This window comes from Yeosuana sp., assembly GCF_057126245.1.
The window spans coordinates 102,415-128,122 of record NZ_DBNGMQ010000006.1 but is presented as its reverse complement, the minus strand read 5'-3'; the positions used below and the strand labels follow the sequence as shown (position 1 = coordinate 128,122).

Genomic DNA, 25,708 nt, shown 5'->3' with positions numbered 1-25,708 from the left:
ATTATTGCTAAGCTAAATGTCTATGCTTATTTATGAAATGATATTCATCAATCATTGCTATGTGATTTTGAAAAATTATTTAAGTAGGTTATTGTTCTATTTAAATCTATATTCGCCACTTTTTAATTCTACTTGGGGTAGATTTAAAATATTTCAAAAGGAAGAATACCCTTTTAAATTTGTAACTATTAATAAAATAAAATGAATCTAAATCTAATTTATATTGCTTTCACTTTGTGTTTTCTTTTTGTTGGTTGTAACCTTATGCATTCTCAAAACACCACTTCAGAAAAAGATGTTTTTTTAAAAAGAAATATAATTCACGGATCCTTGGCGCCTGATATAGCTTATAATGCTGTACATGTTTTTTATGATAGAATAGTGTATGAAAATAGTAATATAGCTGTTTTTGCAAGAGTAGGGTATGGTGGATGGTTTACACTGTTAGTAAATAGCGGCACAACATTAATGGGACAAGGTGGCGTTCTTTTTGGATCAGGAAAAGGAAGATTTGAAGTCGCTGTTGGAGCAGCGAAAATAGATCAAACACAATATTCTGAAAATCATGATAAAACGGATCCTGCTATTAATATAGGGTATAGAAGAAATGTGCCGGGTAAACATTTTCTTTTTAGAACAGGAATTGGTTATCCAGAAGGTATTTACTTCGGCGTTGGATACGCCCTTTAATAATATTATTAATTACTTATAAATAAAAAAGCCTTACTTATTTAGTAAGGCTTTGTGTTTAATAAATTATTTATTGTTACCTCTTCTTTTAAATAAAAAGTAACTGACAACCTTCTTGATCTGCTCTATTATAAAAATCACCTATAGTTAAGATACCATCTAGTTCATCAATTAGATCTTCTTTTTTCAAGTGGAACATGTCTACGGCTAATTTACAAGCCCATAACTTACAGCCAGAATCAGATAGAATTTCAAGAAATTCTCCGATTGGAGGCATGTCTAGTTTTTCCATTTCTTTTTTCATCATAGTGGTAGCTAATGCTTCCATACCAGGTAAACCACCTAACATAGTTGGTATATGCATTCCTGGGTTACCCACAGTGGCCACATGCAAATGTGCTAGTTTTTTCTTTTGTATAGCTTCCAATCCAAAAAAGGTGAAAAATATTTCCGATTCAATACCTTCCATTCTGGCGCCATTGGCCATCACAAAAGCGGCATAGGCATTTTCAATAGTCGCTTTTGAAAGAATGAAAAGCATTTTTTTAACTTTAGTACTCATAATCTTATGATTTTATATTATTAGATACAGCTTTTTGGTTTTGGTACACCGGCTATTTTAGTTGAAATTTTTAATGGGCCGCCAGGGAATAACTCATAAAATTCTTTGATATCAATTACACCGCTTTTTTTAATTCCTCTAATAGATAAGGCAACGTCATTTTTTACTTGATCTTGAATCCAGGAAATGACTTCCCAGTGTTTATCTGTTAATTCAATACCATTTTGTTTAGCTATTTCAACAGCTATTTCTTTGTTCCATTGAGATAGATCAGTTAAATATCCATCTTCAGTAACATCTAATCTAATTCCTGCTATGTTTAAATCCATAATAATAGTTTTTAATTTATTTTTTTTCCTTTTAAACTCATGTTTCTACTTACCATTGGGATTGGTATTCCTTTTAAAAGCATATTCCAATAAATCCACCTAAAGGCTAGTTTACCCCAATGATTGAATATACTTTCTTTTAAAAGCTTTAGAGGTCCAATTCCAGCAATAGGAAAGGTACCTTCCAAAGGTTCAAATTTGTAATTGAAATCAATTAACAACGCTTTGTTATTACCAGTTTCAATAAAACAATTGGCATGACCGTCAAACTCTTCTTTTAAAGGTTTGCCATCTATATATAATAAAATATTATCTGTTAAAGTTTCAGAGGCAAAATGAGCTACCGAACCGGCTTTAGAGGCGGGTATATTACTTGCATCTCCAATAACAAATACATTTTCGTGATCTATAGATTGTAACGTGTTATGATGTGTTGGTACAAAATTTAAATCATCTCCCATACCTGAGCGCTCAATAACTTCATCACCCATATTTGTTGGAACCGTCACAAGTAAATCAAAGTCAACAGCGGTTTCACCATAATCAATAATTTGGTTCTTCTCATTATCCACTCTTTCAATATTAAAATCTGTAACAACTTTAATGTTTTTTTCTTTCATTAAATGGCTTAAAGCTGCTGTTGCTTTAGGTTTGGTAAATGCACCTCCAAGGGGAGTGACATATGTTAAATCAACTTTGTCTCTCATCCCTTTTTTTGTGAAATAAGAATCTGCTAAGAAAACAAATTCTAAAGGAGCTACCGGACATTTAATTGGCATTTCTGTAAAGTGGACAACCATTTTCCCACCTTTCCAGTCTCTTAGTTTATTTCGTAATGCTAAAGAACCTTCATATGTGTAAAAATCGAAAACCGTTTTATGCCAATTTTCACCTTTCATACCTTCAGTTTCCTGTGGTGCAATTTTACATCCCGTTGCAACTATCAAAATATCATATTGTAATGTTTCGTCCTCTAATTGAACTTTGTTATCGTTAGGGAAAATTTGTTCAATTTTCTTCTGAATATAGTTTACGCCTTTAGGTACAAATTTTTTACCAACTTTTTTTACTTGGTCTTCTGTGTAAATATCAAATGGTAGAAAAAGAAAACCGGGTTGATAATAATGTGTTTTATATTGATCTACTATAGTTATTTTCCATTCTTTTTTTGGCAGTTTAGAAACTAAATGATTTGCCATCATGGTTCCTGAGGTGCCTGCTCCTAAAATTACTAAATTTTTCATTCTTTTTGATTTACAAATTAATTGCTTAATGTTTAAATATGCCTTATTAATTTGATACAAAATTAAATATTTAAGAAGGTGCAAAACATGATATAAATCATATAAAAACCCTTGTGTAACATTTGTTACATACTGTATTTACTGGCTTTGTGACGTTTTTTGATATTTAATGTATTTTAATTTTTACCTTTTTCTTTGGACCTGAGATGTATCTTAGTATTAGTTTTTATTTCGTTATATTTGTTTGGATATAACGAAATGTATATGATAAGTATTGAAGATGCTTTGAAAGCTGTTATCACCAATAGCAAGGAAGTTACAAAAGGGGTTAAATTACCTATTGAAAAAGTCAGTAATTCAATTTTGTATAGCGATATATACGCCCCGATAAACATGCCTCCATTCAGACAATCTGCCATGGATGGGTATGCACTGAATTTACATAATGATTTTTCTTATGAGCTTATTGATGAGGTTAAGGCTGGTGATAGTCATCAACCTATCCTAAAGCCGGGAGAAGCTATAAGAATATTTACCGGGGCTGCTGTTCCAGATTCTGCTAATGCGGTTATTATGCAGGAAAAGGTGATCATAAATAAAAATAAGTTAACTATCAATAGTCAAATTTCTGTAGAATATAATATAAGGGCGGTTGGAGAACAAGTAAAAAAAGGAGATTTAGCCTTAAAAAAAGGCACGAAATTAACGCCTGCGGCAATAGGCTATCTGAGTTCTCTAGGAATAACTAATGTATTTGTTTATCAAAAGCCTTCAATCGCATTAATTACTACAGGAAATGAACTTATAGAGCCCGGAGAGTATTTGGATTATGGTAAAATTTATGAAAGTAACTCTAAAATGCTTCGCAGTGTCTTATCGAATTTAGGTCTTGAAGATATTTCTATTCATAAAATTGAAGATAATTATGAGGAAACGTATTCCAAATTGAAAAATGTAATTAATGATCATGATTTAGTGATTATTAGTGGAGGGATTTCTGTAGGTGATTATGATTTTGTTGGAAAAGCTTTAACTGAATTAAAGGTTGAAGAAGTATTCTATAAAGTGGATCAAAAACCGGGAAAACCTTTATTTTTTGGTAAATGCGAGAGCACCCTTTTATTTGCATTACCAGGAAATCCCGCAGCTGCATTAACTTGTTTTTATATATATGTTTACTTGGCTTTGCATAGGTTAACTGGTTTGAAGAACGATGGTTTGCCTACTGTCAAGGCAAAATCAGTATCAAATTTTGTAAAAAATGGAGATAGACCACAATTCTTAAAAGCAATTTACAAAAATGGAGAGGTCACTATTTTAGAAGGTCAAAGTTCTGCCATGTTACAAACTTTTGCAATTTCTAATGCGTTGGTACTCATGAAAGGAAACATGGAACAGATTCAGGTTAATGATTTGGTAGAAGTGATTTTACTTCCCTTTTAAAAAACAACATATGAATTATAAAATAAAGAGTAGAATTTGGGTTGAGTTAGATGGTGAAGAGTTTTTGGGTGAGGGAAAGATTCAGTTATTGAATGCTATTAATGAGACAGGATCTTTGTCAAAAGCAGCAAAACTTATGAAAGTTTCATATAAAAAAGCCTGGCATTTATTGGATGCCGTGAATAAATCATCTAAACAGCCGGTCATTGTAATGAGTATAGGTGGAAAAGGGGGAGGAGGTACTGAGTTAACAGATTACGGTAAATCATTAATACGTGTATTTGAAGAAATAAATAAAAATTGCTGGAATTATTTAGATGTTCAATTAGAAAAAATGAAAAGTTTATAAATGATGCTGGAGTTAGATAACATATATTTATTTTTTTTAATACTCCCTATTATATCATTTCTTTATTCTAGTGTGGGTCATGGAGGCGCCAGCGGTTATTTGGCATTGATGGCTTTGTTTTCTTTTGCTCCAGAAACCATGAAACCAACAGCCCTATTGTTAAATATATTTGTAGCAGGTATTTCTTTTTATTATTATTACAAAGAAGGATTTTTTAACAAAAAATTATTTATATCATTTGCTATTAGTTCTATACCATTAGCTTTTTTGGGTGGAACGATTGAAATTGATGCCTCAATTTACAAAAAGGTTTTAGCCGTTTTATTAGTTTTTGCTATTCTAAAAATGCTAAACGTTTTTGGCAAAGAAAGAGAGACTATAAAACAGGTGAAACTTTGGCAAGGTCTCATAGTTGGGGGAATCATTGGTTTTTTCTCTGGATTAATTGGAATTGGCGGTGGCATTATATTAACACCATTAATTTTACTGCTGCATTGGGGTAAGATGAAAGAAGCTGCAGCAGTATCGGCCTTATTTATCTGGGTAAATTCGGCTTCGGGTTTAATTGGTCAGTTAAGTACTGGAATAAATTTAAGTGTGGAATCTTATATTTTGGTTGCAATAGCTATGGTTGGTGGTGTTTTCGGCGGCTATTTCGGTAGTAAAAAATTAAACAATCAAAAGCTCCGTTATATTTTAGCATTAGTACTTATTATGGCAAGTTTTAAATTATTTTTCACTTAAAATGATACATAAAAAAGACATGACTGGTATTATTTTGGCTGGTGGAAAAAGCTCACGTATGGGAACCGATAAAGGATTATTGAACTTAAATGGTAAATGCTTTATTGAATATAGCATTGCTGCCATGAAGCCTTTAGTATCTCAAATATTACTTGTTTCAAATAATACTGATTATGATATGTTTAATTTGAAACGTGTTGAAGATCTAATTAAAGAGGCTGGCCCTTTAGCAGGCCTATATTCTGGATTAAAGGCATCAAAAACAGAGTATAATCTGGTTTTGAGTTCAGATATTCCTTTAATTAAGACTGAAATTTTAAAAAAATTAATAAATGAGTTTGAAGAGCCTTTTGATGTGGTACAAGCCATGAGTAAAAATAAGTCTATGCCATTGATAGCCTTGTACAGAAAGCGTTGCGAAAAGGTATTTTACGATCTTTTAAAAAACAATGAAAGGCGATTACAAGTAGCGGTGAGTCAATGCAAAGTAAAAAATATTGTTTTAAATCCATCTTTAGAATTATTTGTAACCAATATTAATACTCCTGAAGATTTAGAAAAAATGGTCTATGAAAATAAAGATTAAATATTTTGGAATGCTTACAGAGGTAACTAATTGTGAAGCAGAAATTATTGACTTTTCTGGCGTACTTATTTCTGATTTATTAGAAATGCTTTTTATTAAATATTCTGACTTAAAAGATAAAAAATTTCGAGTAGCTCAAAATAATGAATTGGTATCTGTCAACACAAAAATAACGAGTAAGGAAATAGTTTTATTACCTCCTTTTTCCGGTGGTTAATGTTTAAAATGGATAGATATAATAGACATATAATACTTTCAGAGATAGGTCATAAAGGCCAGAAAAAGTTATCAAAATCAAAAGTTCTGGTGGTTGGGGCAGGTGGCTTGGGTTGTCCTTTATTGCAATATCTTGCCGCTGCAGGTATTGGAACACTGGGAATTATTGATTATGATATTGTTGAATTATCAAACCTTCAACGTCAAATTTTATTTGGCACAAGTTCCTTAGGAAAAAATAAAGCTAACGAAGCGAAAGCTAAATTGCAGGACTTAAATCAAACAATTAATATTATTGCATATCCCGTACAATTAACATTTCAGAATGCTTTTGAATTGTTTGATCAATTTGACATTATTGTTGATGGGACTGATAATTTTGAAACACGGTATCTTATAAATGATGCCTGTGTAATTACTAATAAGCCTCTTGTTTTTGGGGCTATTTATAAGTTTCAGGGTCAGGTGGCTGTTTTCAATTATAATAACGGACCCTCTTATAGATGTGCATTTCCTGATAAACCAAAAACAGGAGAAGTGCCAAATTGTTCTGAAGTAGGCGTTTTAGGGGTATTACCTGGAATAATTGGAACCATGATGGCAAATGAATTATTAAAAATTGTATTAGGAATTGGGAATATTCTTTCAGGAGAAATACGGTATTATGATGCGCTATCCAATCTAAATCAAATCATAAAGATCCAGAGGAATGAAACTGTAATTGAAAGTGTTATTTTAAATAAAAATAATTTTCAAAATCAAAAAATGAATAATATATGCAGTTCTGAAGTTATTGAAGTTTCAATAGAGGAGTTTTTAAACAGGCCAAATATTCAATTTATTGATGTAAGAGAGAGGCATGAGCAGCCAAAAATAATTAATTTTAATGTGATAGAAATTCCTTTAAGTGTCTTGGAAAATCAATTGGACTTGATAAATCGTGATGAGGAAAAAGCTGTTTTTTGCCAGTCAGGTATTAGAAGTAAAACAGCTGTAACCATTTTAAAAAAGCATCAAATAAAAAATTGTTACAGCATTAAAGAAGGGGCTTCTGAAATAATTGGATATATAAATAAATCTAATAATAATGCAATCTATGAGTGATAATAAACCTAAAAATGTTTTTAAACAAGGAGCAATTTCTTCAGTATTTATTGGAGAATCCATAGCCAAACATCAAACCAAGACCACCATTGGTGCTCATAACATATTTCTGGGGCAGGTGAGAGCAGATGTCATTAATAACAAGATAATTAAGGCTATTGAATACACGGCGAATGAAGAAATGGCTAATAAGAAGTTTTATGAAATTAGGGAAGCTGCATTTGAAAAATACGAACTTACATGTATGCATATTTATCATAGTTTAGGCATAATACATGCAGGCGAAATTTGCCTGTTTGTTTTTGTTTCCTCACCAAGACGAAAGGTAGTTTTTAAAGCGTTAGAATTTATAGTCGAAGAAATTAAAGCTAAGGTTCCTGTTTTTGGGAAAGAAATTTTTGAAGACGGCTCGCATCAATGGAAAGTTAACAATTGATTATTTGCTATTGAATATTGATTATTATGAAAGAAAAATTAAAAATTAGAACAAAAATATTTGCTCATAACTGTGTTAAAATAACTCAAGAATTACCTAATACATTTCTTTCTAATCATATTAAAGGACAATTAATTAGATGCTCGACATCTGTAGCAGCTAATTATAGAGCAACATGCATTGCACAATCAAAAGCAAGTTTTATTGCAAAAATTAGTATCGTTATTGAAGAAATTGATGAATCAAATTTTTGGTTAGAATTTGCATTAGATGAAAACTTAATTCAAAAAGAGAATATACAACATTTATTAAATGAATCTATTGAGTTAACAGCAATCTTTATAGCTTCAAGAAAGACTGCAAGCACAAAATAATCAATAATAATTAGGCAATAATAATTAGAAAATGGTAGACATCACACATAAAAGTAGCACATTAAGAACAGCAATAGCTCAGGCAATTGTGAAAGTGAGTAAGCCTGAAACAATTTTAGCTATACAAAATGATACCGTGCCTAAAGGCAATGTGTTTGCTATGAGCAAAGCTGCTGGGTTATTAGGGGTTAAAAGAACTCCAGATATTTTGCCAGATTGTCATCCGTTACCTATTGAATTTACTAGTGTTGATTATGAAATAAATGGTTTAGAAATAACCGTAATATTTACAGTTAAGACTATTTATAAAACGGGTGTAGAAGTAGAAGCCATGCATGGAGCCAGTGTGGTTGCGTTAAACATGTATGATATGTTAAAACCAATTGATAAAGGCATTGAAATACATCACATTAAATTGATTAGTAAAAAAGGAGGAAAATCAGATTTCACAGATAAATTCAGAAAAGATTTAACCGCTGCTGTTATTGTTTGTTCAGATACTATTTCAGCAGGGCAAAAGGAAGATAAAGCAGGAAAAGCCATTATTGATAAATTAGAAGATTGTAATGTAAAAATAGCTCATTATGTAATTATTCCAGATGAAACAGTTGTCATAAAAGAAAAGGCTAAATTATTTCAGGAGCAAGGCATCGATTTAATTATATATACCGGTGGAACAGGTCTTTCAAGTAGAGATGTAACGCCAGAAGCATTAATACCATTATTAGATAGAAGAATTCCTGGGATTGAAGAAGCTATTCGTAATTATGGACAAGATAGAACACCATTTTCCATGTTATCACGAAGTATTGCAGGAACCATTAAGAAAACCTTAGTGTTAGCCTTACCAGGTTCAACTAATGGAGCCAAAGAGTCCATGGATGCTATTTTTCCGTCCGTTTTACATATATTCAGAATATTAAAAGGTGCAAGACACGATTAAATGATAAATCAAACAAACATATTACAAGATTCACACGGAAGGGATCACACGTATTTAAGAATTTCTTTGGTAGAGCGTTGTAATTTACGCTGTTTCTATTGCATGCCAGCAGAAGGAGTACCATTAACTCCAAAAAGCCATATCATGACCTATGAGGAGATTTATGACATAGCAAAAACCTTTGTAAAACACGGCGTTAACAAAATACGTTTAACAGGAGGAGAACCATTAATCAGAAAAGATATTCCTTTTGTTTTAGAAAAATTAGCTTCCTTACCTGTTGAATTGTCTATTACGTCAAATGCAGTTATCATTCATAAATTTATTGATACACTTAAAAAATATAATGTAAATAATATCAATGTAAGTTTAGATACTTTAATCTCTAGAAAATTTAAAGAGATTACTCTGAGAGATGAGTTTAATATTGTCTATAAAAACATCTTTCTTTTGGTAAAGGAAGGCTTCAACGTAAAGATTAATGCGGTTTTAATGAAAGGTGTGAATGATGATGAGATTATTGATTTTATTCACTTAACTAAAGATTTACCGGTTTCTATTCGTTTTATTGAATTTATGCCTTTTGACGGAAATAAATGGGATTTAAGTAAAATGGTATCTTATAAAGAAGTAATGACTTATGTGAATGCGTCTTTCTTAGATAGTGACATTCAACGTCTTCAAGATGCACCTAACGATACAGCCAAGAATTACAAGATAAAAGGATATAGAGGCAGTTTTGCCATTATAAGTTCAGTGACGAATCCATTTTGCGATACGTGTAACAGACTGCGGTTAACTGCAAACGGACAATTAAAAAACTGTTTGTTCTCATCAACCGAATCGGATTTATTAACTACCCTTCGAGCAGGAAAATCGATTGAACCCATTATTCAAAAAGCAGTTCAAGCGAAGTTAAAAGCTCGCGGTGGCATGGATACTTTAGAAAAACTTAAAGAACCTAAACTTCATAATAATAACCGGAGTATGATAACTATTGGTGGTTGAATATAATAATTGAGGTCAGATTATTTTTTTATCATATAATATAGTCAAATTTTGTAAAATATATTTTGATTCTTTTGATAAATGCACTGTCGTATTTCATTTAATCTATATAAGGCAAAATATTTCAATAAGATTAACTGAATTCTTAAAACAATAAAAAGCCGGAGAATTATTCTCCGGCTTTTTTATTATATAATAAAAGTGTACGTTATTTTACACTTTAACGCTTGCCTTATTTATTAAATGTATAGCTTAAACCAAACTGAATCATGGAGGTTGTCATTTGATAAGACAATTTTGAACCTGGAATAGCTCCTAATGGATTATTTTGAGAAATCATATCAGGAGAAAGTATTTGGCCTTCTGTTGATCCATCACTGTCTCCATAATGGTAAACAGCATCTAGTTTCCAATTTTCATTCACTATATAACTTAGGCCAAATTGGTAAGCGTTTTTAATAACGGCTGTAGCGGGAATATTAAAAAAGGTTACCTCTTCTGGAATTGGGTTAGAGCTGTATGTGTATCCTATACGCAATGGTAATTTATTAATTCCTTTATATTGAAGACCTGCAGATAAGATTGAAATGTCTTTCCATCCAAATCCAGCAACTGAAGCTTTTGGAGTCCATCCTGTATTCTTAAAACCTGCAGTATTTTTATAATCTACTCTTCTAAAGTCAAAAGCGAAATCAATATCACCTGCTGAATATCCTAAACCAAGAGATAATATGCCTGGATAGTCCATTTGAAATTCATTTTCAGAAGTACTGTTATCTAAATAGGTGTTAGTGAATTTAAATTTAGAAAATGTTTGAGGCATTTTATAAGATGCTCCTAATTTTAAACCATGACCTGAATCATAAAACATCCCAAATTGAGCCCCAAAACCTATGGCACTTGGTTTATCAGTTGTAGGGTATCCAGCTATTGTTGGATTAGCCGTTGGGTTTGGTGCTAACTCTAATGCAGCATAATTAATAGTTGGTTGAATACCAACAGAAAATTTATCTGTTAATTGATAAGCCCAAGTAGCTCCAACTTGTAATAACATATAATCAGATTCAATATGTCCGAATCCTCTTGCCATTTGAGGGTAATTTATTGGATTAGAATTTTCAATTGGATTAAAGTCAGGGCTTAAAGGGTTATTGGCTTCTTCTGGAAAAGTCACTCCAAAACCACTAATACCAAAAGCAGAAACTCCAAAAGTGTGTTTACTTCCTTCTTTACCCCAAACCATGGCTAATGCAGGCATTAAAGAGATACCTCTATCATCTTTAGTTATACCGCTAACTCCTGGAGCTCCTGGCCCAAGCATTCCGGCTGGTAATGAAGAGTATAATTCTGGTGAAGATGAAAATAATCCGACGTCAAGTTTTAAAATTTTGCTGTCAAAAACAGAAAGCGTTGCAGGGTTCCATTGCATGGCACCGGAAATATCTAATGGCTGTGCGGTTGAAGCACCCCCCATTGACATATTAACAGCACCAATACCTTGCATTATGTGTCCAGCTTGTGAGAACATCATGGTGGAAAAACTAAATAAAAGTAATCGTAGATAGAATGATTTCATAATTATAAAATTTGCAAAACATATTAAAAAAACATCAGTTTTTTAATTAGTCAATAATTATTTTAATATGGTTTTTGTTATTTTTTATGCAAATTTACAGTATGGTATTTAGGATAAATATGACTTTTGTCAGCATTTTATTATAAATGAAAACTTATGCTTTATTTGGAAAAATACTATGTTCTATCAATAAAGAAATTAGCTTTAATTCTTGATGCAAAGTTGAGTTTTATGTAAAAAAAATTATGGCAGTTTTTTTCTACCTATAATTTCTTGAATGTTAATACGATAGATTATAGGAATAGAATCAGATTCCAGCTTACTTGTAAATGAGTTAATTGACTCGTGGTGAATTGCTTCTTTTTTGGATATAATATTCTTTACATTTTGTGCAAAATTATGCAAATGCATTTTAGCTTCACTTCCTTTAAGCTCTTCAAAATCGCCAATTATAAGAACAGATTTCCAGCTATTTATTGATTCAATTTCTTCAATTTGAATGGAAACAGCAGTATTTAAGCGCATGGCGCTAATTTTATGTCCTTCACTTGAATAACTCAGGATAGTATTCTCTTTGGCGTCATAATAATAAGTAATAGGTAAAATATAAGGCGTGTCATTTGATATATATGCCAAGTGACCAATGTAATTATTGCTAAGAATTTGTAAAGATTCTTTATTATCTATTTTTTCAGACATATTATTTCAGTTTAAATTATAAATATAATCGTTTTAGACTTAACTTTAAACTTAAATGCTAAGATAAAACAGAAAGAATTTGACTCTGAACATATAATTTTGGTTATATTAAAGTTTAAAAAACAGGATGCTATCATTATGTTGATATTTAACATTTGTTAACCACCATCATGTGATATGAGTTTATATTTTTTTGTATTTTTGGGCTTTTAAATTTTAAACCCAATTATTAATGTTTCAAAAGGATCAGCATGTTTTTAATTTACTTTTTGAGGCAGTTTCTGAAGGTGTTGTAGTTGTTGACGAGGCTCAAAATATAGTGGCAACTAATGCTTCAGCCTTGCAAATGTTTGGCTATGAAAGTAAAGAGCTTTTAGGTAAGGAACTTAATATTTTGATTCCAAAAAACTATCATGCGGGACATGGGCAACATGTGAAAGGTTTTATACACCAAAATGTAAGTAGAAAAATGGGGATTGGACGTGACCTCAATGGGTTGCGAAAAGATATGAGTGTTTTCCCGTTAGAAATAGGGCTAAATCCTTTTAAATTTAATGACAAAACTTATGTGATGGCCTTGGTTATAGATGTTTCTATAAGAAAAAAGCAGGAACAACAAATATTAGATTTAAACTTGCAATTAGAAGAAAAGGTTTTAAGAAGAACTCGCGAACTTATTAATGCAGTTGATGAATTAAAAGCTGTTAATACAAGACTTGAAGCTGAAAATAAAAGGCGAATTGAAGCAGAATTAAAAACTAAAATAGCATTAAAAAAAGAAATTGAACTTAATGAGTTAAAAACGAAATTCTTATCATTAGTGTCTCATGAGTTTAAAACCCCTTTAAGTGGCATCTTAACATCAACCATGCTACTTGGAAAATACAAATTAACTGAACAACAGGAAAACAGAGATAAACACATAAAAACCATTACAGATAGAGTGCATTACCTGAATAATATTTTGAATGACTTTTTATCAATTGATAAACTTGAAACAGGTAAAATTAAATATAATTATAAGGATTTTAAATTGAGTAAGGTAATTAATGAAGTGGTTTATAATTGTAATTTGTTACTAAAAGAAGGTCAAAGAATTAATTATCCCGACAATATAGATGACATGTACTTGTTTCAAGATGAAAAAATTGTAGAATTGACGCTATCTAATTTAGTGCATAATGCTTTAAAATATTCACCAGAAAATACTTCAATAGACATTGATGTGATTCAAGATTATGAGAATACTACCTTTATAATTAGAGATGAAGGCATAGGGATTCCTGAAAAAGATCAAAAAAACATTTTTAATCGCTATTTTAGAGCTGAAAATGCCTTACTTACGCAAGGAACAGGCATTGGATTAAATATTGTAAAAACACATTTAGAAAATTTAGGAGGTAAAATTAAATTTGTAAGCCAAGAAAATGTGGGTACTAAGTTTAATGTTACCATTCCAAACAAAGCTATAAAATGAAAAAAATATTACTAATAGAAGACGATATAGTTTTAAGAGAGAATACTGCAGAGCTTTTAGAGTTATCAGGTTATAAAGTTGAAACGGCCTCAAATGGAAAGGCAGGAGTTGAGGTTGCTAAAAAGTATTTACCAAGTATTATTGTATGCGATATTATGATGCCTGAACTTGATGGTTATGGTGTTTTGGAAAGTTTGTCAAAAAATGATATTACTAAGTATATACCATTTATATTCTTATCGGCTAAAACAGAGCGTCAGGATATTAGAAAAGGTATGAATCTTGGTGCAGATGATTATATTACAAAACCATTTAATGAAGAGGAATTAATAAGCGCTATTGAAAGTAGAATTGCAAAAGCGGCGATTCTTAATGAAGAAAGGGAGAATAACGGGGTGTTTCAAGAAGAAAATGTTTTCAATGACGAAATGAAAACACTCAATGATTTAAAAAATTTTTTTGATGATAATGGTAAAGTATTTTTGTATTCAAAAGGAGATATTATTTATGAAGAAGGGAACAACTCTAATTACATCTACCTTATAAGAAAAGGTGTGGTGAAAAACTTTAAGTTTGATAATGACGGTAAGGAACTTACTACTAACTTATATCAAGAAGATGAGCTTTTTGGATATACGTCATTTACTCAAAATATTCCTTATCAAGAGTCAGCTACTGCAATAAAGGATACTGAGTTAGTGGGTGTTTCAAAACAAGAACTTAAAGATGTATTAGATAATAATCATAAAATAACGCTTGAACTAATCCAGTTGTTAACAGATAATTTATCTGGAGCAAGAGATCAATTAATTGACATGGCTTATAGTTCCGTCAATAAAAAAACAGCCTCTACCATATTAAAATTTGCCGAAAAATTAAATAATAAATCGGGGGAAGCAATTAGAATTTCCCGAAATGACTTAGCAAGTGTTGCAGGCATTGCAACAGAGACTTTGATTAGAACCCTGTCTAGTTTTAAGAAGGATGGTCTTATAGAAATTGAGGCTAGAAATATTAAGATTTTAGACATCGAAAAACTTCAACAAATAAATTAAGTTTTGTTTTAAAGTACATTAATATGATTTATATCATTTTTTGTGATGCTGTCTAAACATATTTTTGTTTTTGATTAGGGTCAAGTCAATGAAAAACATTTTAATACCTACTGATTTCTCAAAAAACTCATGGAACGCCGTTGAGTATGCCATAAAATTTTTCGAAAATTCATGTTGTAATTTCTATTTATTACATGTTAATACTATAAACACCCTTGTTGTTGCAGAAACAACATACATGCCTACTCAGGAAGTAATCGAGGAAGCTTTTATAAAACCTGCAAATGCCAAATTAAAAGAGGCTATAAACCGCATAAATAGTATTTCAAATAATGAGAAGCATAAGTTTTTTACACTGACTGATTATAATTATTTTATAGATTCCATTAGAAAACATGTATCTGAAAAGAAAATAGATATTATTGTTATGGGAACTAAGGGGGCTTCAGGTTTAAAAAAACTTATTGTTGGAAGTAATACGGGCGATGTCCTGACACGGGTTCATTGTTCAACTTTGGTAGTTCCTGAAAATGCTAAATATGTTAAGCCAAAAGAAATTGCATTTCCTACTGATTTTTCATCTTTTTATTCCATTGAATTATTACAGCCTATATTAGATATTTTAGATCAATACCAAGCCTCTATAAATATTTTACATATTAATAAAAAGGGGGGCACCTTAAATTTAGATCAACAAATAAATAAAGGATACTTAGAAGACTATTTTGCCAATAATAATTTTAAATTTCATCACTTAATAAATAATAGTTTAGAATCTGCTATACAGTCCTTTGTGGAGAAAAGAAATGTTAATTTAATTACGATGGTTGCAAAAAATTTGAATTATTTTCAGCGTATACTATTCCATCCAACCATAAAGGAAATTAGTTATCATACCGATATTCCTTTTCTGGTTTTGCACGAATAAAATATTTAAAAGATAACATTTGTCATGTTTTTTCTTATACTATTAAGTTAATTTTGTGCAACTTAATGTTAATAGCAATTATTAAAGGACAGGTAACAATTTTGGAAGGATATTGTTATTTGTCCTCTTTGCTTTTATAACACTTTTGAGGTGATAATAACAATACGGCTGTCATCTTTATCTGTAGTAAAAAACAAGTACTTTTCACCACCATCTTTGATATTCAATTTTTTTCTAAGTTGTTGAACACTTTCAGGAAAATTTCTTGTAGTAATATTGGCTTTTTTTAAGCCTACTTTTTTTAAGCCTTTTATATTATAAGGTAAGACGTCTTCTATTTTAAATCGTCTTCCCGAAAAATCAATCAGTTTTTGGCTAGTATATAGATGCGAGTTTTTATGAAGTTTAAAAACTTCAAATTGCTGGGTAATTGTATTAAATGCACCCGCCTTTAAAATAGCCGCGTTGGGCTCATATAAATAGGTGAGAGGCAGTGAAAACTCTGAGCTGTATTTTTTTTCGTCATTCAGTAAAAAATCAAAAGCAATGACTTCTTCTTTAAAAATATTTACTGTTTTTACAGAGATCTCATCCAAAAAATCCTTTTCCAGAACCCACAATATTTCCTTTACTTCATTGTTTATGGCGACAATGTGAATTGATTTTACATAGTTTAATTCATTAATTCCTATGGTTAAATCAAGGAGAGGTGATGTTTTAATCATCACATTCTTTGTGTAATTGAAAATGGTGTCTAATTGCGAAGGAATGTTAGGCAAGCAATCATTTAAAAAAAAAACTTTTCCTTTACTGTCATGTCGTCTTGACGGGTCTGCATAAATCCAATCAACCGGTTTATTGTTTTCTTTTAAGAATTGAATACCATCAATATTTTGAGTGTCAATATTAAAGATGCCTAATTGAGAGTAGTTATGCTTGACAATATCAGATAAATGTTTGTCTAACTCACAATACACTATTTTTTTAAAATGTTTTGAAAAATATAAGCAATCAACACCAAAACCACCAGTAATATCTATTAAAGAATTTCCTTTAATTAATTTTGACTTATATTGAGCTGTAACTTCAGATGAGGTTTGTTCAATGTTTAACTTATTTGGATAGTAGATATTTTTAGTTTGAAACCAAGTGGCTAATTTGTTTTTACATTTTTTTTTAGCCTCAATTTGCTCAATAATCTCTTTAATATCTAAATATGAGAAAGAAGTTCCTTTTAATAAAATTGAAGTAATGTTTGAGTCTAAATTATTATTTATAAAACTCTGTATTTCAGTATTTAAAATAGCTTTATTCAAACAATAATTATAAATCTTTGGTTAGTTTTTTGACAATTTGGTTTTCAGATAAAAACTCTTTTAAAATTACTTTAATAGCAGTATAGGCAGGAACCGCAACAATGAGTCCAACAATACCAAACAGTAAGCCGGCAATTAAAATGATCAAAAATATTTCTAAAGGGTGTGATTTGACGCTTTTGGAAAAAATAAAAGGCTGACTAAAAAAATTATCTACAAGTTGTCCAAATATAAAAACGGCTAAAACCCAAATAATTTTCGAAAAAATAATATTACTAATTTCATTTCCCAGCGCACTGGTCATCGTTAAAGTTAGCATTAAGAATCCTCCAACCATTGGGCCAACATAAGGGATGAGATTAAGTAATGCACATAAGAAGGCAATGACTACCGCATTTTCAACACCAACAATAAGTAAACCTACTGTATAAATTGTGAACAAAATTAGAATTTGAAATATAAGTCCAACAAAATATCTGGAGAGTAAATCTTTAATTTTATGGAAAGAATTTGTTAACGAAGATTCTTTTGATTCAGGTATAAATATTAAGACACCATTTTCAAATAATTGACTGTCTTTTAAAAAGAAAAACGAAATAAACAGCACTGAAAAAAGGCCAATACTAAAACTTCCCAGACTACTGATAACAGAATTTAAAAAATTTGGAATAATTGAATAATCTATTTTTGAAAGTAAATCATAATTTTCAAATGATTCTTGAATATTGACATTTCTTATTTTAAAATAGGAGATAATCTGCTGATATAATGTTTCAATATTAGTTTGTAATTTATTAATATCTAATAATGAAAGGTTATGCCCTTGTTCTACTATTAATGGAATAAACAACAGTACTAAACCAATAAAAACCCCAATTAAAAGCAGCATGGTAAAAATAACCGCAATAGTATTTCTGAATTTTAATCGATTTTGTAAAAAAAGTACAATAGGTCTGCCTATTAGAGAAATAACCACAGCTATTGAAATATAGACTAAAACAGATTGTATTTTATATAAAAAATAAAAGAATAAGGCTATTCCGAAGACGATGCCAATAGCTCTTAAAATACCACTTGCTATAGTTTTTGAATTCATTTAGTAAATATATGAAAATGCATTACAAAATTTGCTTAGTGATTTCGTATAAAATAATATTAGTAGCTTGAACCACATTCATACTGCTGTTTTGGCCATACATATCAATATGAACAATTTGATCAGAACTATTTAAAATGCTTTCTGAAATACCAAAATTTTCATCTCCAATAACAAGTGCTATTGGTTGATTTTTTAAAAATTTAAAGTTATGAACAGATTTACTATTAGCAGTTATTTCTAATGAAATAATTTGGTATCCTTTATTTTTTAATGATTTTACAATTTCAGTGGCAGACTCTTGAATTTCATAATGAACTACTTTTTCGGTTGCTCTTGAGGTTTTGGCAGTTTTTCTACCTAGAGCAATATTATCACCACAAAGTATTAACTTTTCAATTCCAAACGCATCAGCGATTCTAAATAAACTTCCAATATTAGGGGCATTAGTCACATTTTCAGACACTAATGTAATTGGAAAGATGCGTTTTGTAAACTTTGTGCTGTAATGATTGAGTTGCAATTATATAAGATTAATATTATTAATTTTCAAAAGCATATTTAACAATATTGGCGCCCATTTTTAAAGCTTTTTCTCTTACTTCAAAAGGATCATTATGTACCAATTCGTCTTCCCAGCCATCTCCCAAATCACTTTCAAAAGTAAATAATAGAACGAGTCTGTCTTCATAAAAAATTCCAAAGGCCTGTGGCCGCTTTCCATTATGTTCATGGATTTTGGGTAGGCCGTTAGGAAATTTATAAAAACAATTAAAAATGGGATGGCTTGCTGGAAGTTCAACTAAATCCTGTTCAGGAAATACCTTATTTAATTCTTTAGTTAAATAGGGTTCCATGCCATAATTATCATCAATATGTAAAAAACCTCCCGAGATTAAATAATTTCTAAGATTTTCGGCTTCGTATTGATTAAAAAACACATTGCCATGACCAGTCATATGTATAAATGGATACTGGAAAATATCAGTACTACCTGCGTCAACTGTTTCTGGTTTTTGACTAATTTTTGTGTTAATATTATTATTACAAAAAGTAATTAAATTGGGTAAAGAAGTAGGATTGGCATACCAGTCACCACCACCTTTATATTTAAGCAAAGCGATGCCTTGAGCATGCAACGTTAAAGAATATAGGGTTAGGAATAAAACGGAATAAAATAGTTTCATTTATTGCTATTCTTGATTAATAAAAGCGACACTATGGCAAGCTATTATAGCTGCAGTTTCAGTTCTTAATCTGGTTTCCCCCAAAGTTACTGGAATAAAACCCTGCAATATAGCCATTTCAATTTCTTTAACACTAAAATCGCCTTCAGGACCAATTAAAATGGTAACCTCTTGTTTAGGTCTTAATTCTTGTTTTAAAGATTTTTTATCAGTTTCTTCACAATGTGCTATAAATAGTTTCCCTTTAAAAGTTTGATTTATATATTCCTTAAAGGAAATGGCATGGTTTAGTTTAGGAAGATAGCAGTTAAGGGATTGCTTCATGGCAGACTGAATGATTTTCTCAAACCGATCTGTTTTTATCACTTTACGTTCGCTCTGTTCGCATATAAGAGGTGTTATACTGTCTATCCCTATTTCAGTAGCTTTTTCAAGAAACCATTCATAGCGATCATTCATTTTAGTTGGTGCTACTGCCAAATGAAGGCTATATTGTTGTTTCTGTTTTAATTCTTTGTTAGTGATAGTAACCAAACAATTTTTCATATCAGCAATGGCAATTTCAGCAGTAAACAACCAACCCTTGCCGTTCGTAATATATAAATGGTCTCCAGTTGTTTTACGCAACACTTTTAAAATATGCTTGCTTTCTTCTTTATCAAAAGAAAATTGTTTGGTCTGTTCTGTAATGTCTGGATTGTAGAAAAGTTGCATTAATTTAAATCTTTAGCCTAGCCGAAGCCGTTATATTTTGTTCTGAAAAATCATCTTCTAAATATTTTAAATACCCTACAATAGCAATCATAGCAGCGTTATCGGTAGTGAATTCAAATTTCGGCACATAAGTGGTCCATCCAAATTTTTGCTCACCATCTTTTAAGGCCTGCCTTATCCCGGAATTAGCAGAAACTCCGCCACCAATAGCAATATGTTTAATGCCAGTAGTTTTTGAAGCCAGTTTTAATTTATCAATTAAAATACCAATAATTGTAAATTGGATAGAGGCACAAATATCATTTAAATTTTCAGCAATAAAGTTGGGATTTACTTTTGTTTCCTTTTGAATAAAATATAAAATAGCTGTTTTAAGTCCTGAAAAGCTAAAATTTAAACCATCAACTTTAGGTTTTGTAAACTTAAAGGCTTTAGGATTTCCAAATTTAGCAAGCTTATCAATTTCAGGACCTGCAGGATAACCTAAGCCAAGTATTTTTCCACTTTTATCAAAAGCTTCTCCTACAGCATCATCAATAGTTTCCCCTATAACTTGCATATCAAAATAGTGATTTACTTTTACTATTTGAGTATGTCCTCCAGAAATGGTCATTGCTAAAAAAGGAAAGGGAGGTTTATTAAATCCTTCTTCATCTATAAAATGAGCTAAGATATGTGCCTGCATGTGATTCACATCAATTAATGGTATATTCAACCCAAATGCCAAAGATTTTGCAAATGAGGTTCCCACTAAAAGTGATCCCATTAAACCCGGTCCCCTCGTAAAGGCGACGGCATTCAGCTGCTCTTTGTTAATTTTTGCCTTTGCAATTGCTTGTGTTACCACAGGAACAATATTTTGTTGATGGGCTCTAGAGGCCAATTCTGGCACAACGCCACCAAACTCTTCATGGATTTTTTGGTTGGCTACAACATTACTTAAAATCTTTCCATTATATATCACAGAAGCAGCTGTATCATCACATGAAGATTCGATTCCAAGTATATAAATATTTTGTTTGGTCATTAATAAGAATTAGGCACAATAATTGTTAATTTTGAAAACAATTAGAAATCTGTGACTTTCAATTGTTCGTATATGCAAATGTAATTCATTCTCAATAAAATCATAACTTTAACAAGTATCAAAAAGTTTCTAAAAATATTATCCAAAATAGCTGGTATCTTGCTATTGTTGTTCATCATTTTGGTGTTGGTTTTATCTATTCCTGCTGTTCAAACAAGAATTGGTAATTATCTTACTAATTGGCTTAATGATGATTTTGGAACTAATATTAATATTGATAAAGTAGGTTTGCAATTTAATGGTGATGTTGAACTTAAAAACATTTATGTTGAAGATTATAAACAAGACACATTAATTAGTATTACAGAATTGAATACGTCCATTCTTAATTTCAGAAATGTTATTAATGGAAAATTGGTATTTGGCAATATAGATATTTACGGATTATTATTTAATATTAAACGATATAGTGGCGCTAGTGATACCAATCTAGATATTTTTGTTGCTAGGTTTGAAGATGATAATCCTAGAAAAGAAAAAAGTGGTTTTCTCATGTCATCAAGTGATGTTTCTATTTATAATGGGATTTTTAAATTATCAGACGAAAATAAGGAACATGAAAAGGTGCTTCATTTTGAAGATTTGAACATTAATGCTACCAACTTTTTAATTAACGGCAGTGATGTTAGTGCTAGAATAAATACGCTTGCCCTTAGGGATAGTAGAGGGGTTGTTTTAAAAAATATGATGACAGATTTCAATTATACTCCCGAGGATATGACTTTTGCCAATCTTGAAATTAAAACAACAAACTCGATTTTAAAAGGTGATTTAAAGTTTTCTTATGATAGAGAGGATTTGAAATTTTTTGAGGATAAAGTTCAACTTACCGCAAAGTTTACAGAATCCAACATTCTGCTTAATGAGTTAAATACGTTTTACAATGAATTTGGAGAAAATCAATATGCCAGGTTTAATGTAGAATTATCAGGGACACTTAATGATTTACATGCCGATAATTTATATTTAAACACCAGTACAAAATCTCGAATTATCGGAGATTTTAATTTTAAAAATTTATTAAACAAGCAAGAAAATAATTTTTATATGCTGGCTAAATTCAGCAATTTAACATCAACCTATAAAGATTTAAAAGCATTACTACCTAATGTTTTAGGGGCATCCATACCATCATCGTTTGATAGATTAGGAAAATTTACCTTAGTAGGTCAATCTGAAGTAACAACATCAAGCATTTTAGCGAATGTAAACATAGAAACAGAATTAGGTTTTGTTGATTCTGATTTAAAGATGACTAGAGTTAATAATATTGATAATGCGTCTTATAAAGGGAACATTATTTTTAAAGATTTTGATTTAGGAACGTTTATTGAAGATTCAAATTTTGGCGAGGTATCATTAAACGTTGATGTAGATGGAAATGGGTTTGTTGCAGAAACCGTAAATACACAGGTTCAAGGTGACGTCTTCGAACTCGAATACAATAATTATAATTATCAGAATATTAAGGTTGCTGGTAACATCAAAAACAAAATTTTTGATGGCAACCTTATAGTTAATGATAATAATCTGAATTTTAATTTTAGCGGTCTCGTAGATTTTTCTGAAAACATCAAAAAATATGATTTTGAAGCCAATGTGTATTATGCAAACCTTAGAGCTTTAAACTTTGTAAAGAAAGATAGTACTTCAATTTTTAAGAGTCAGGTTAGAATGAATATGAATGCTAGTAACTTTGATGATGCTTATGGTCAAGTCGTATTCAGAAATACCTCCTATAAAAATCAAATCGATACCTACTACTTTAATGAGTTTGCTGTCTCTTCACGATTTGAAGAAAAAACAAGATTCATTGAAATTAATTCTCCAGATATTATTGAAGGCACATTAAGTGGTGAATTTGTTTTTAAGGATATTTCTAAATTATTTGAAAATTCTGTAGGAAGTATTTATACGAATTACATTCCATATGACGTGAAGGAAAATCAATCAATCAACTTCAATTTTAAAATATATAATAAAATAATAGAGGTCTTTTATCCTGAAATTGAACTAGGGAAGAATACGTTTATAAGGGGTCAGGTAAGAAGTAATGAGAAAGGATTTAAACTCACCTTCAAATCTCCAGAAATAAAATATCAAGATTATTTTGCAAATAGGCTTGAGTTACAAGTTGATAATGATAATCCACTGTTTAATACCTATATTGAGATTGATAGTATTAAAACCAAATACTATGATGTATCAAAATTTAACCTTATTAATGTGACGCTAAATGACACCTTGTTTATGCGTTCAGAATTTAATGGCGGTAAAAAAAATAAAGATATTTTTAACTTAAGTTTCTACCATACAATTAATGAGGAAAATAAATCGGTTATTGGTTTTAAAAAGTCTGATGTTACCATAAAAGATAACATATGGTTTATTAATGAGCAAAAAGATAATTTTAATAAAATTTCTTTTAGTAAAGATTTAACTTCTTTTGATATTGATAAATTTAGAATTAATCATAAAAATGAAGAGATAAGGCTTTCTGGCTTTTTAAAAGATTCCACTCAAAAGGATATTCATCTGGATTTTAAAGATGTTGATTTAGATAAAATCACACCAGATATTGATAGTTTAACCTTAGCCGGTAATGTTAATGGTAAGTTAGATATTCTTCAAAAAAACGGAAGTTATTTACCAAATACAACCGTTACTATTGATGATTTTAAAGTAAATGATTTTTCATTTGGTTCATTTAATGCTAATATTGAAGGTAACGAAAATTTAACAAACTATTTAGTTGATGTTACCATTAAAAATGATATTTCGAAATCATTTAGTGCTATTGGTAATATAAGTGTGTCTAACAGTCAATCAAACATAGATGTTGATCTTACTTTTGATTCATTCAATTTACAACCTTTAAACCCCTTATTACAAGATGTCTTAAGCAATATCAGAGGAACGGTATCTGGCAAAACAAATGTTGTAGGGAATTTAAAGAAGCCCCGAATAAATGGAGAATTAACAGCCAATAATGCGGGATTTACAATTCCCTATCTCAATGTAGATTATGATATTGCAGATAATACTAACATAGCCCTAAAAGAGCAGAGCTTTATTTTTAATAAATTACAACTAACAGATACTAAATTTAATTCTAAAGGGCAATTAAGTGGCGCCTTAAGCCATGTAAACTTGTCAGATTGGAGTCTTGACTTTGATTTAATTACACAACGCATGCTCGTCTTAAACACTACTGAAAGTGAAGACGCACTTTATTTTGGCACCGGTTTTGTTGGCGGAAGAGCATCAATAAAAGGTCCCGCAAATCAGCTTGTAATTAGTGTTATTGGTGAAACAAAATCAGGAACCGTATTTAAAATACCATTAAGTGATACTGAGTCTTTTGGTGATAATTCATACATTCATTTTTTAAGTCCTGAAGAAAAGCGAGCAAGACAAAATGGTGTTGACTTTAAATTTCAAGAAATTAGAGGTTTAGAACTTGCTTTTGATTTGGACATTACCGAAGATGCAGAGATTGAAATTATAATAAATAAAGACACGGGTCATGGGCTTAAAGGTAGAGGACGTGGTGGTATGCTGGTTGAGATAAATACCAATGGTAAGTTTAATATATATGGAGATTTTTCAGTATTTGAAGGGGTTTATAATTTTGCTTATGGGGGCGTCATATCTAAGAAATTTCTTGTACAACCTGGTGGAACATTGGCATGGGACGGCGATCCTTTAAAAGCACGTATAAATATGTTAGCCATTTATAAAACACAAGCGAATCCTTCACCATTACTGGATAATCCAATAAATAGAAGTATTCCTGTAGAATTAAATATTAACCTTACAGGAGAATTAGAGCAACCACAGCCTACTTTTGAATTTGAATTTCCAAATGTAAACTCAACTGTTAAATCTGAGTTACAATATAGATTGGAATCTACTGATGATAGGCAAAATCAAGCATTATATTTACTGTCAACCGGTGCTTTTTCAAGGGGTTTAAGTGAACTTAATTTTTCTGGTACTATTGCCGAACGACTTAATGGAATTGTAAATAGTATTTTTACAAGTGACGATAGTAAATTTAACGTAGGTGTCAATTATGAAGTAGGTGAGAACAGGCCAGATTACAAAACTGATGATCGGTTTGACCTTACATTACAAACTCAAATTAGTGACCGTGTTCTTATAAATGGAAAAGTAGGAGTTCCCATTGGGGGTGAAACACAAACAGTAATCGCTGGTGATGTTCAAATTGAATTTTTGTTAAACGAAGAAGGAACCTTAAGAGCCAAAGTTTTTAATAGAGAAAATAGTATTAGAAATTTTGGAGAAGACATTGGTTATACACAAGGAGCAGGAATTTCTTATAATGTTGATTTTGATACATTCAAAGAATTAATTCAAAAACTTTTTGTGAATTCAAAAAAAGAAGCAAAAAAGACAGAAGAAAAATCAGAAGATGAATTAGATAGTTCAACGCCAGATTTCGTTAGCTTCAAAAACTCTCCAAAAAAAGGGAATTAATAATTTTAGCCTATCTTAAATGATAATTCAACAAAAAAACTTCTT

26 protein-coding genes are annotated in these 25,708 nt (G+C 30.6%); 15 read left to right on the top strand and 11 right to left on the bottom strand.

What is annotated here, in order from left to right; all coding sequences use genetic code 11:
* The first annotated feature begins 264 nt into the window (after positions 1-264).
* Positions 265-690, top strand: coding sequence for a hypothetical protein (locus AC15TD_RS00745; protein ID WP_484450221.1), 426 nt, complete (start codon positions 265-267; stop codon positions 688-690).
* 88 nt (positions 691-778) lie between these two features.
* Here the strand turns inward: AC15TD_RS00745 and AC15TD_RS00740 are convergent, their stop codons facing one another.
* From AC15TD_RS00740 to sqr, 3 genes are read right to left on the bottom strand one after another with little or no spacing between them, the layout of a single operon-like run.
* Positions 779-1,252 (bottom strand): DsrE/DsrF/DrsH-like family protein, encoded by a 474-nt coding sequence (locus AC15TD_RS00740; RefSeq protein WP_331632147.1) that lies wholly within the window; start codon positions 1,250-1,252, stop codon positions 779-781.
* A gap of 20 nt (positions 1,253-1,272) precedes the next feature.
* A complete protein-coding gene (locus AC15TD_RS00735; protein ID WP_331633885.1) occupies positions 1,273-1,581 on the bottom strand; it encodes a TusE/DsrC/DsvC family sulfur relay protein in 309 nt (102 codons plus the stop codon).
* An 11-nt stretch (positions 1,582-1,592) separates the two neighbouring features.
* Positions 1,593-2,825: a type III sulfide quinone reductase, selenoprotein subtype gene (gene sqr / locus AC15TD_RS00730; RefSeq protein ID WP_331633887.1), complete on the bottom strand. Its 1,233-nt coding sequence runs from the start codon at positions 2,823-2,825 to the stop codon at positions 1,593-1,595.
* Positions 2,826-3,089: 264 nt separating this feature from the next.
* On the opposite strand from sqr, the gene AC15TD_RS00725 reads away from it, so the two are divergent.
* From AC15TD_RS00725 to moaA, 10 genes are read left to right on the top strand one after another with little or no spacing between them, the layout of a single operon-like run.
* On the top strand, positions 3,090-4,268 hold the full coding sequence (locus AC15TD_RS00725) for a molybdopterin molybdotransferase MoeA (RefSeq protein WP_484450220.1): 1,179 nt from the start codon (positions 3,090-3,092) through the stop codon (positions 4,266-4,268).
* Positions 4,269-4,278: 10 nt separating this feature from the next.
* Entirely contained in the window at positions 4,279-4,617 is a 339-nt protein-coding gene (locus AC15TD_RS00720; protein ID WP_331632693.1) for a molybdenum transporter, read from the top strand.
* The gene (locus AC15TD_RS00715; RefSeq protein WP_331632695.1) at positions 4,618-5,361 is read left to right on the top strand and encodes a sulfite exporter TauE/SafE family protein; all 744 of its coding nucleotides are present in this window, start codon (positions 4,618-4,620) and stop codon (positions 5,359-5,361) included.
* Between the two features lies 1 nt (position 5,362).
* Positions 5,363-5,947 (top strand): molybdenum cofactor guanylyltransferase, encoded by a 585-nt coding sequence (gene mobA, locus AC15TD_RS00710; RefSeq protein WP_331632697.1) that lies wholly within the window; start codon positions 5,363-5,365, stop codon positions 5,945-5,947.
* Entirely contained in the window at positions 5,931-6,164 is a 234-nt protein-coding gene (locus AC15TD_RS00705; RefSeq protein WP_331632699.1) for a MoaD/ThiS family protein, read from the top strand. Before mobA ends, AC15TD_RS00705 begins: the two co-directional genes overlap by 17 nt.
* Before the next feature lie 8 nt (positions 6,165-6,172).
* Positions 6,173-7,267: a ThiF family adenylyltransferase gene (locus tag AC15TD_RS00700; protein WP_484450219.1), complete on the top strand. Its 1,095-nt coding sequence runs from the start codon at positions 6,173-6,175 to the stop codon at positions 7,265-7,267.
* Positions 7,260-7,703: a molybdenum cofactor biosynthesis protein MoaE gene (locus AC15TD_RS00695; protein ID WP_484450218.1), complete on the top strand. Its 444-nt coding sequence runs from the start codon at positions 7,260-7,262 to the stop codon at positions 7,701-7,703. The genes AC15TD_RS00700 and AC15TD_RS00695 overlap by 8 nt, the downstream gene beginning before the upstream one ends.
* Before the next feature lie 26 nt (positions 7,704-7,729).
* Positions 7,730-8,077: a four helix bundle protein gene (locus tag AC15TD_RS00690; protein WP_331632703.1), complete on the top strand. Its 348-nt coding sequence runs from the start codon at positions 7,730-7,732 to the stop codon at positions 8,075-8,077.
* Positions 8,078-8,108: 31 nt separating this feature from the next.
* Positions 8,109-9,020, top strand: a complete 912-nt coding sequence (gene moaCB / locus AC15TD_RS00685) for a bifunctional molybdenum cofactor biosynthesis protein MoaC/MoaB (protein ID WP_331632705.1) — start codon at positions 8,109-8,111, stop codon at positions 9,018-9,020.
* A complete protein-coding gene (moaA, locus tag AC15TD_RS00680) occupies positions 9,021-10,028 on the top strand; it encodes a GTP 3',8-cyclase MoaA (RefSeq protein WP_331632707.1) in 1,008 nt (335 codons plus the stop codon).
* A gap of 232 nt (positions 10,029-10,260) precedes the next feature.
* On the opposite strand, the gene AC15TD_RS00675 is transcribed toward moaA, so the two are convergent.
* Positions 10,261-11,604: an OmpP1/FadL family transporter gene (locus AC15TD_RS00675; RefSeq protein ID WP_484450217.1), complete on the bottom strand. Its 1,344-nt coding sequence runs from the start codon at positions 11,602-11,604 to the stop codon at positions 10,261-10,263.
* 243 nt (positions 11,605-11,847) lie between these two features.
* Entirely contained in the window at positions 11,848-12,303 is a 456-nt protein-coding gene (locus AC15TD_RS00670) for a pyridoxamine 5'-phosphate oxidase family protein (RefSeq protein ID WP_331629038.1), read from the bottom strand.
* Positions 12,304-12,535: 232 nt separating this feature from the next.
* On the opposite strand from AC15TD_RS00670, the gene AC15TD_RS00665 reads away from it, so the two are divergent.
* The 3 genes from AC15TD_RS00665 (at position 12,536) to AC15TD_RS00655 (ending at position 15,763) form a co-directional block, all read left to right on the top strand.
* Complete coding sequence (locus AC15TD_RS00665; RefSeq protein ID WP_331629036.1) at positions 12,536-13,780, top strand: PAS domain-containing sensor histidine kinase; 1,245 nt, start codon at positions 12,536-12,538, stop codon at positions 13,778-13,780.
* Positions 13,777-14,835: a response regulator gene (locus AC15TD_RS00660; protein WP_331629034.1), complete on the top strand. Its 1,059-nt coding sequence runs from the start codon at positions 13,777-13,779 to the stop codon at positions 14,833-14,835. Before AC15TD_RS00665 ends, AC15TD_RS00660 begins: the two co-directional genes overlap by 4 nt.
* An 88-nt stretch (positions 14,836-14,923) precedes the next feature.
* Complete coding sequence (locus AC15TD_RS00655) at positions 14,924-15,763, top strand: universal stress protein (protein WP_331629032.1); 840 nt, start codon at positions 14,924-14,926, stop codon at positions 15,761-15,763.
* A gap of 134 nt (positions 15,764-15,897) precedes the next feature.
* On the opposite strand, the gene AC15TD_RS00650 is transcribed toward AC15TD_RS00655, so the two are convergent.
* Genes AC15TD_RS00650 through tsaD form a run of 6 tightly spaced genes read right to left on the bottom strand, consistent with a single transcriptional unit; the run spans position 15,898 to position 21,103 of the window.
* Positions 15,898-17,079 carry a THUMP-like domain-containing protein gene (locus AC15TD_RS00650; RefSeq protein ID WP_484450216.1) on the bottom strand — a complete coding sequence of 394 codons (1,182 nt, stop codon included), beginning with the start codon at positions 17,077-17,079 and terminating at the stop codon, positions 15,898-15,900.
* Positions 17,080-17,086: 7 nt separating this feature from the next.
* Positions 17,087-18,175, bottom strand: coding sequence for an AI-2E family transporter (locus tag AC15TD_RS00645; protein ID WP_331629028.1), 1,089 nt, complete (start codon positions 18,173-18,175; stop codon positions 17,087-17,089).
* A 22-nt stretch (positions 18,176-18,197) separates the two neighbouring features.
* The gene (locus AC15TD_RS00640; RefSeq protein WP_484450215.1) at positions 18,198-18,698 is read right to left on the bottom strand and encodes a TrmH family RNA methyltransferase; all 501 of its coding nucleotides are present in this window, start codon (positions 18,696-18,698) and stop codon (positions 18,198-18,200) included.
* A gap of 19 nt (positions 18,699-18,717) precedes the next feature.
* Entirely contained in the window at positions 18,718-19,362 is a 645-nt protein-coding gene (locus AC15TD_RS00635) for a DUF4159 domain-containing protein (protein WP_484450214.1), read from the bottom strand.
* Positions 19,363-19,368: 6 nt separating this feature from the next.
* Positions 19,369-20,076, bottom strand: a complete 708-nt coding sequence (locus AC15TD_RS00630; RefSeq protein ID WP_331629022.1) for a 16S rRNA (uracil(1498)-N(3))-methyltransferase — start codon at positions 20,074-20,076, stop codon at positions 19,369-19,371.
* A gap of 4 nt (positions 20,077-20,080) precedes the next feature.
* Positions 20,081-21,103, bottom strand: a complete 1,023-nt coding sequence (gene tsaD / locus AC15TD_RS00625) for a tRNA (adenosine(37)-N6)-threonylcarbamoyltransferase complex transferase subunit TsaD (protein WP_484450213.1) — start codon at positions 21,101-21,103, stop codon at positions 20,081-20,083.
* A 159-nt stretch (positions 21,104-21,262) separates the two neighbouring features.
* Between tsaD and AC15TD_RS00620 the strand changes: the two genes are divergently transcribed.
* Positions 21,263-25,663 carry a translocation/assembly module TamB domain-containing protein gene (locus AC15TD_RS00620; RefSeq protein WP_484450212.1) on the top strand — a complete coding sequence of 1,467 codons (4,401 nt, stop codon included), beginning with the start codon at positions 21,263-21,265 and terminating at the stop codon, positions 25,661-25,663.
* Positions 25,664-25,708 lie beyond the last annotated feature (45 nt).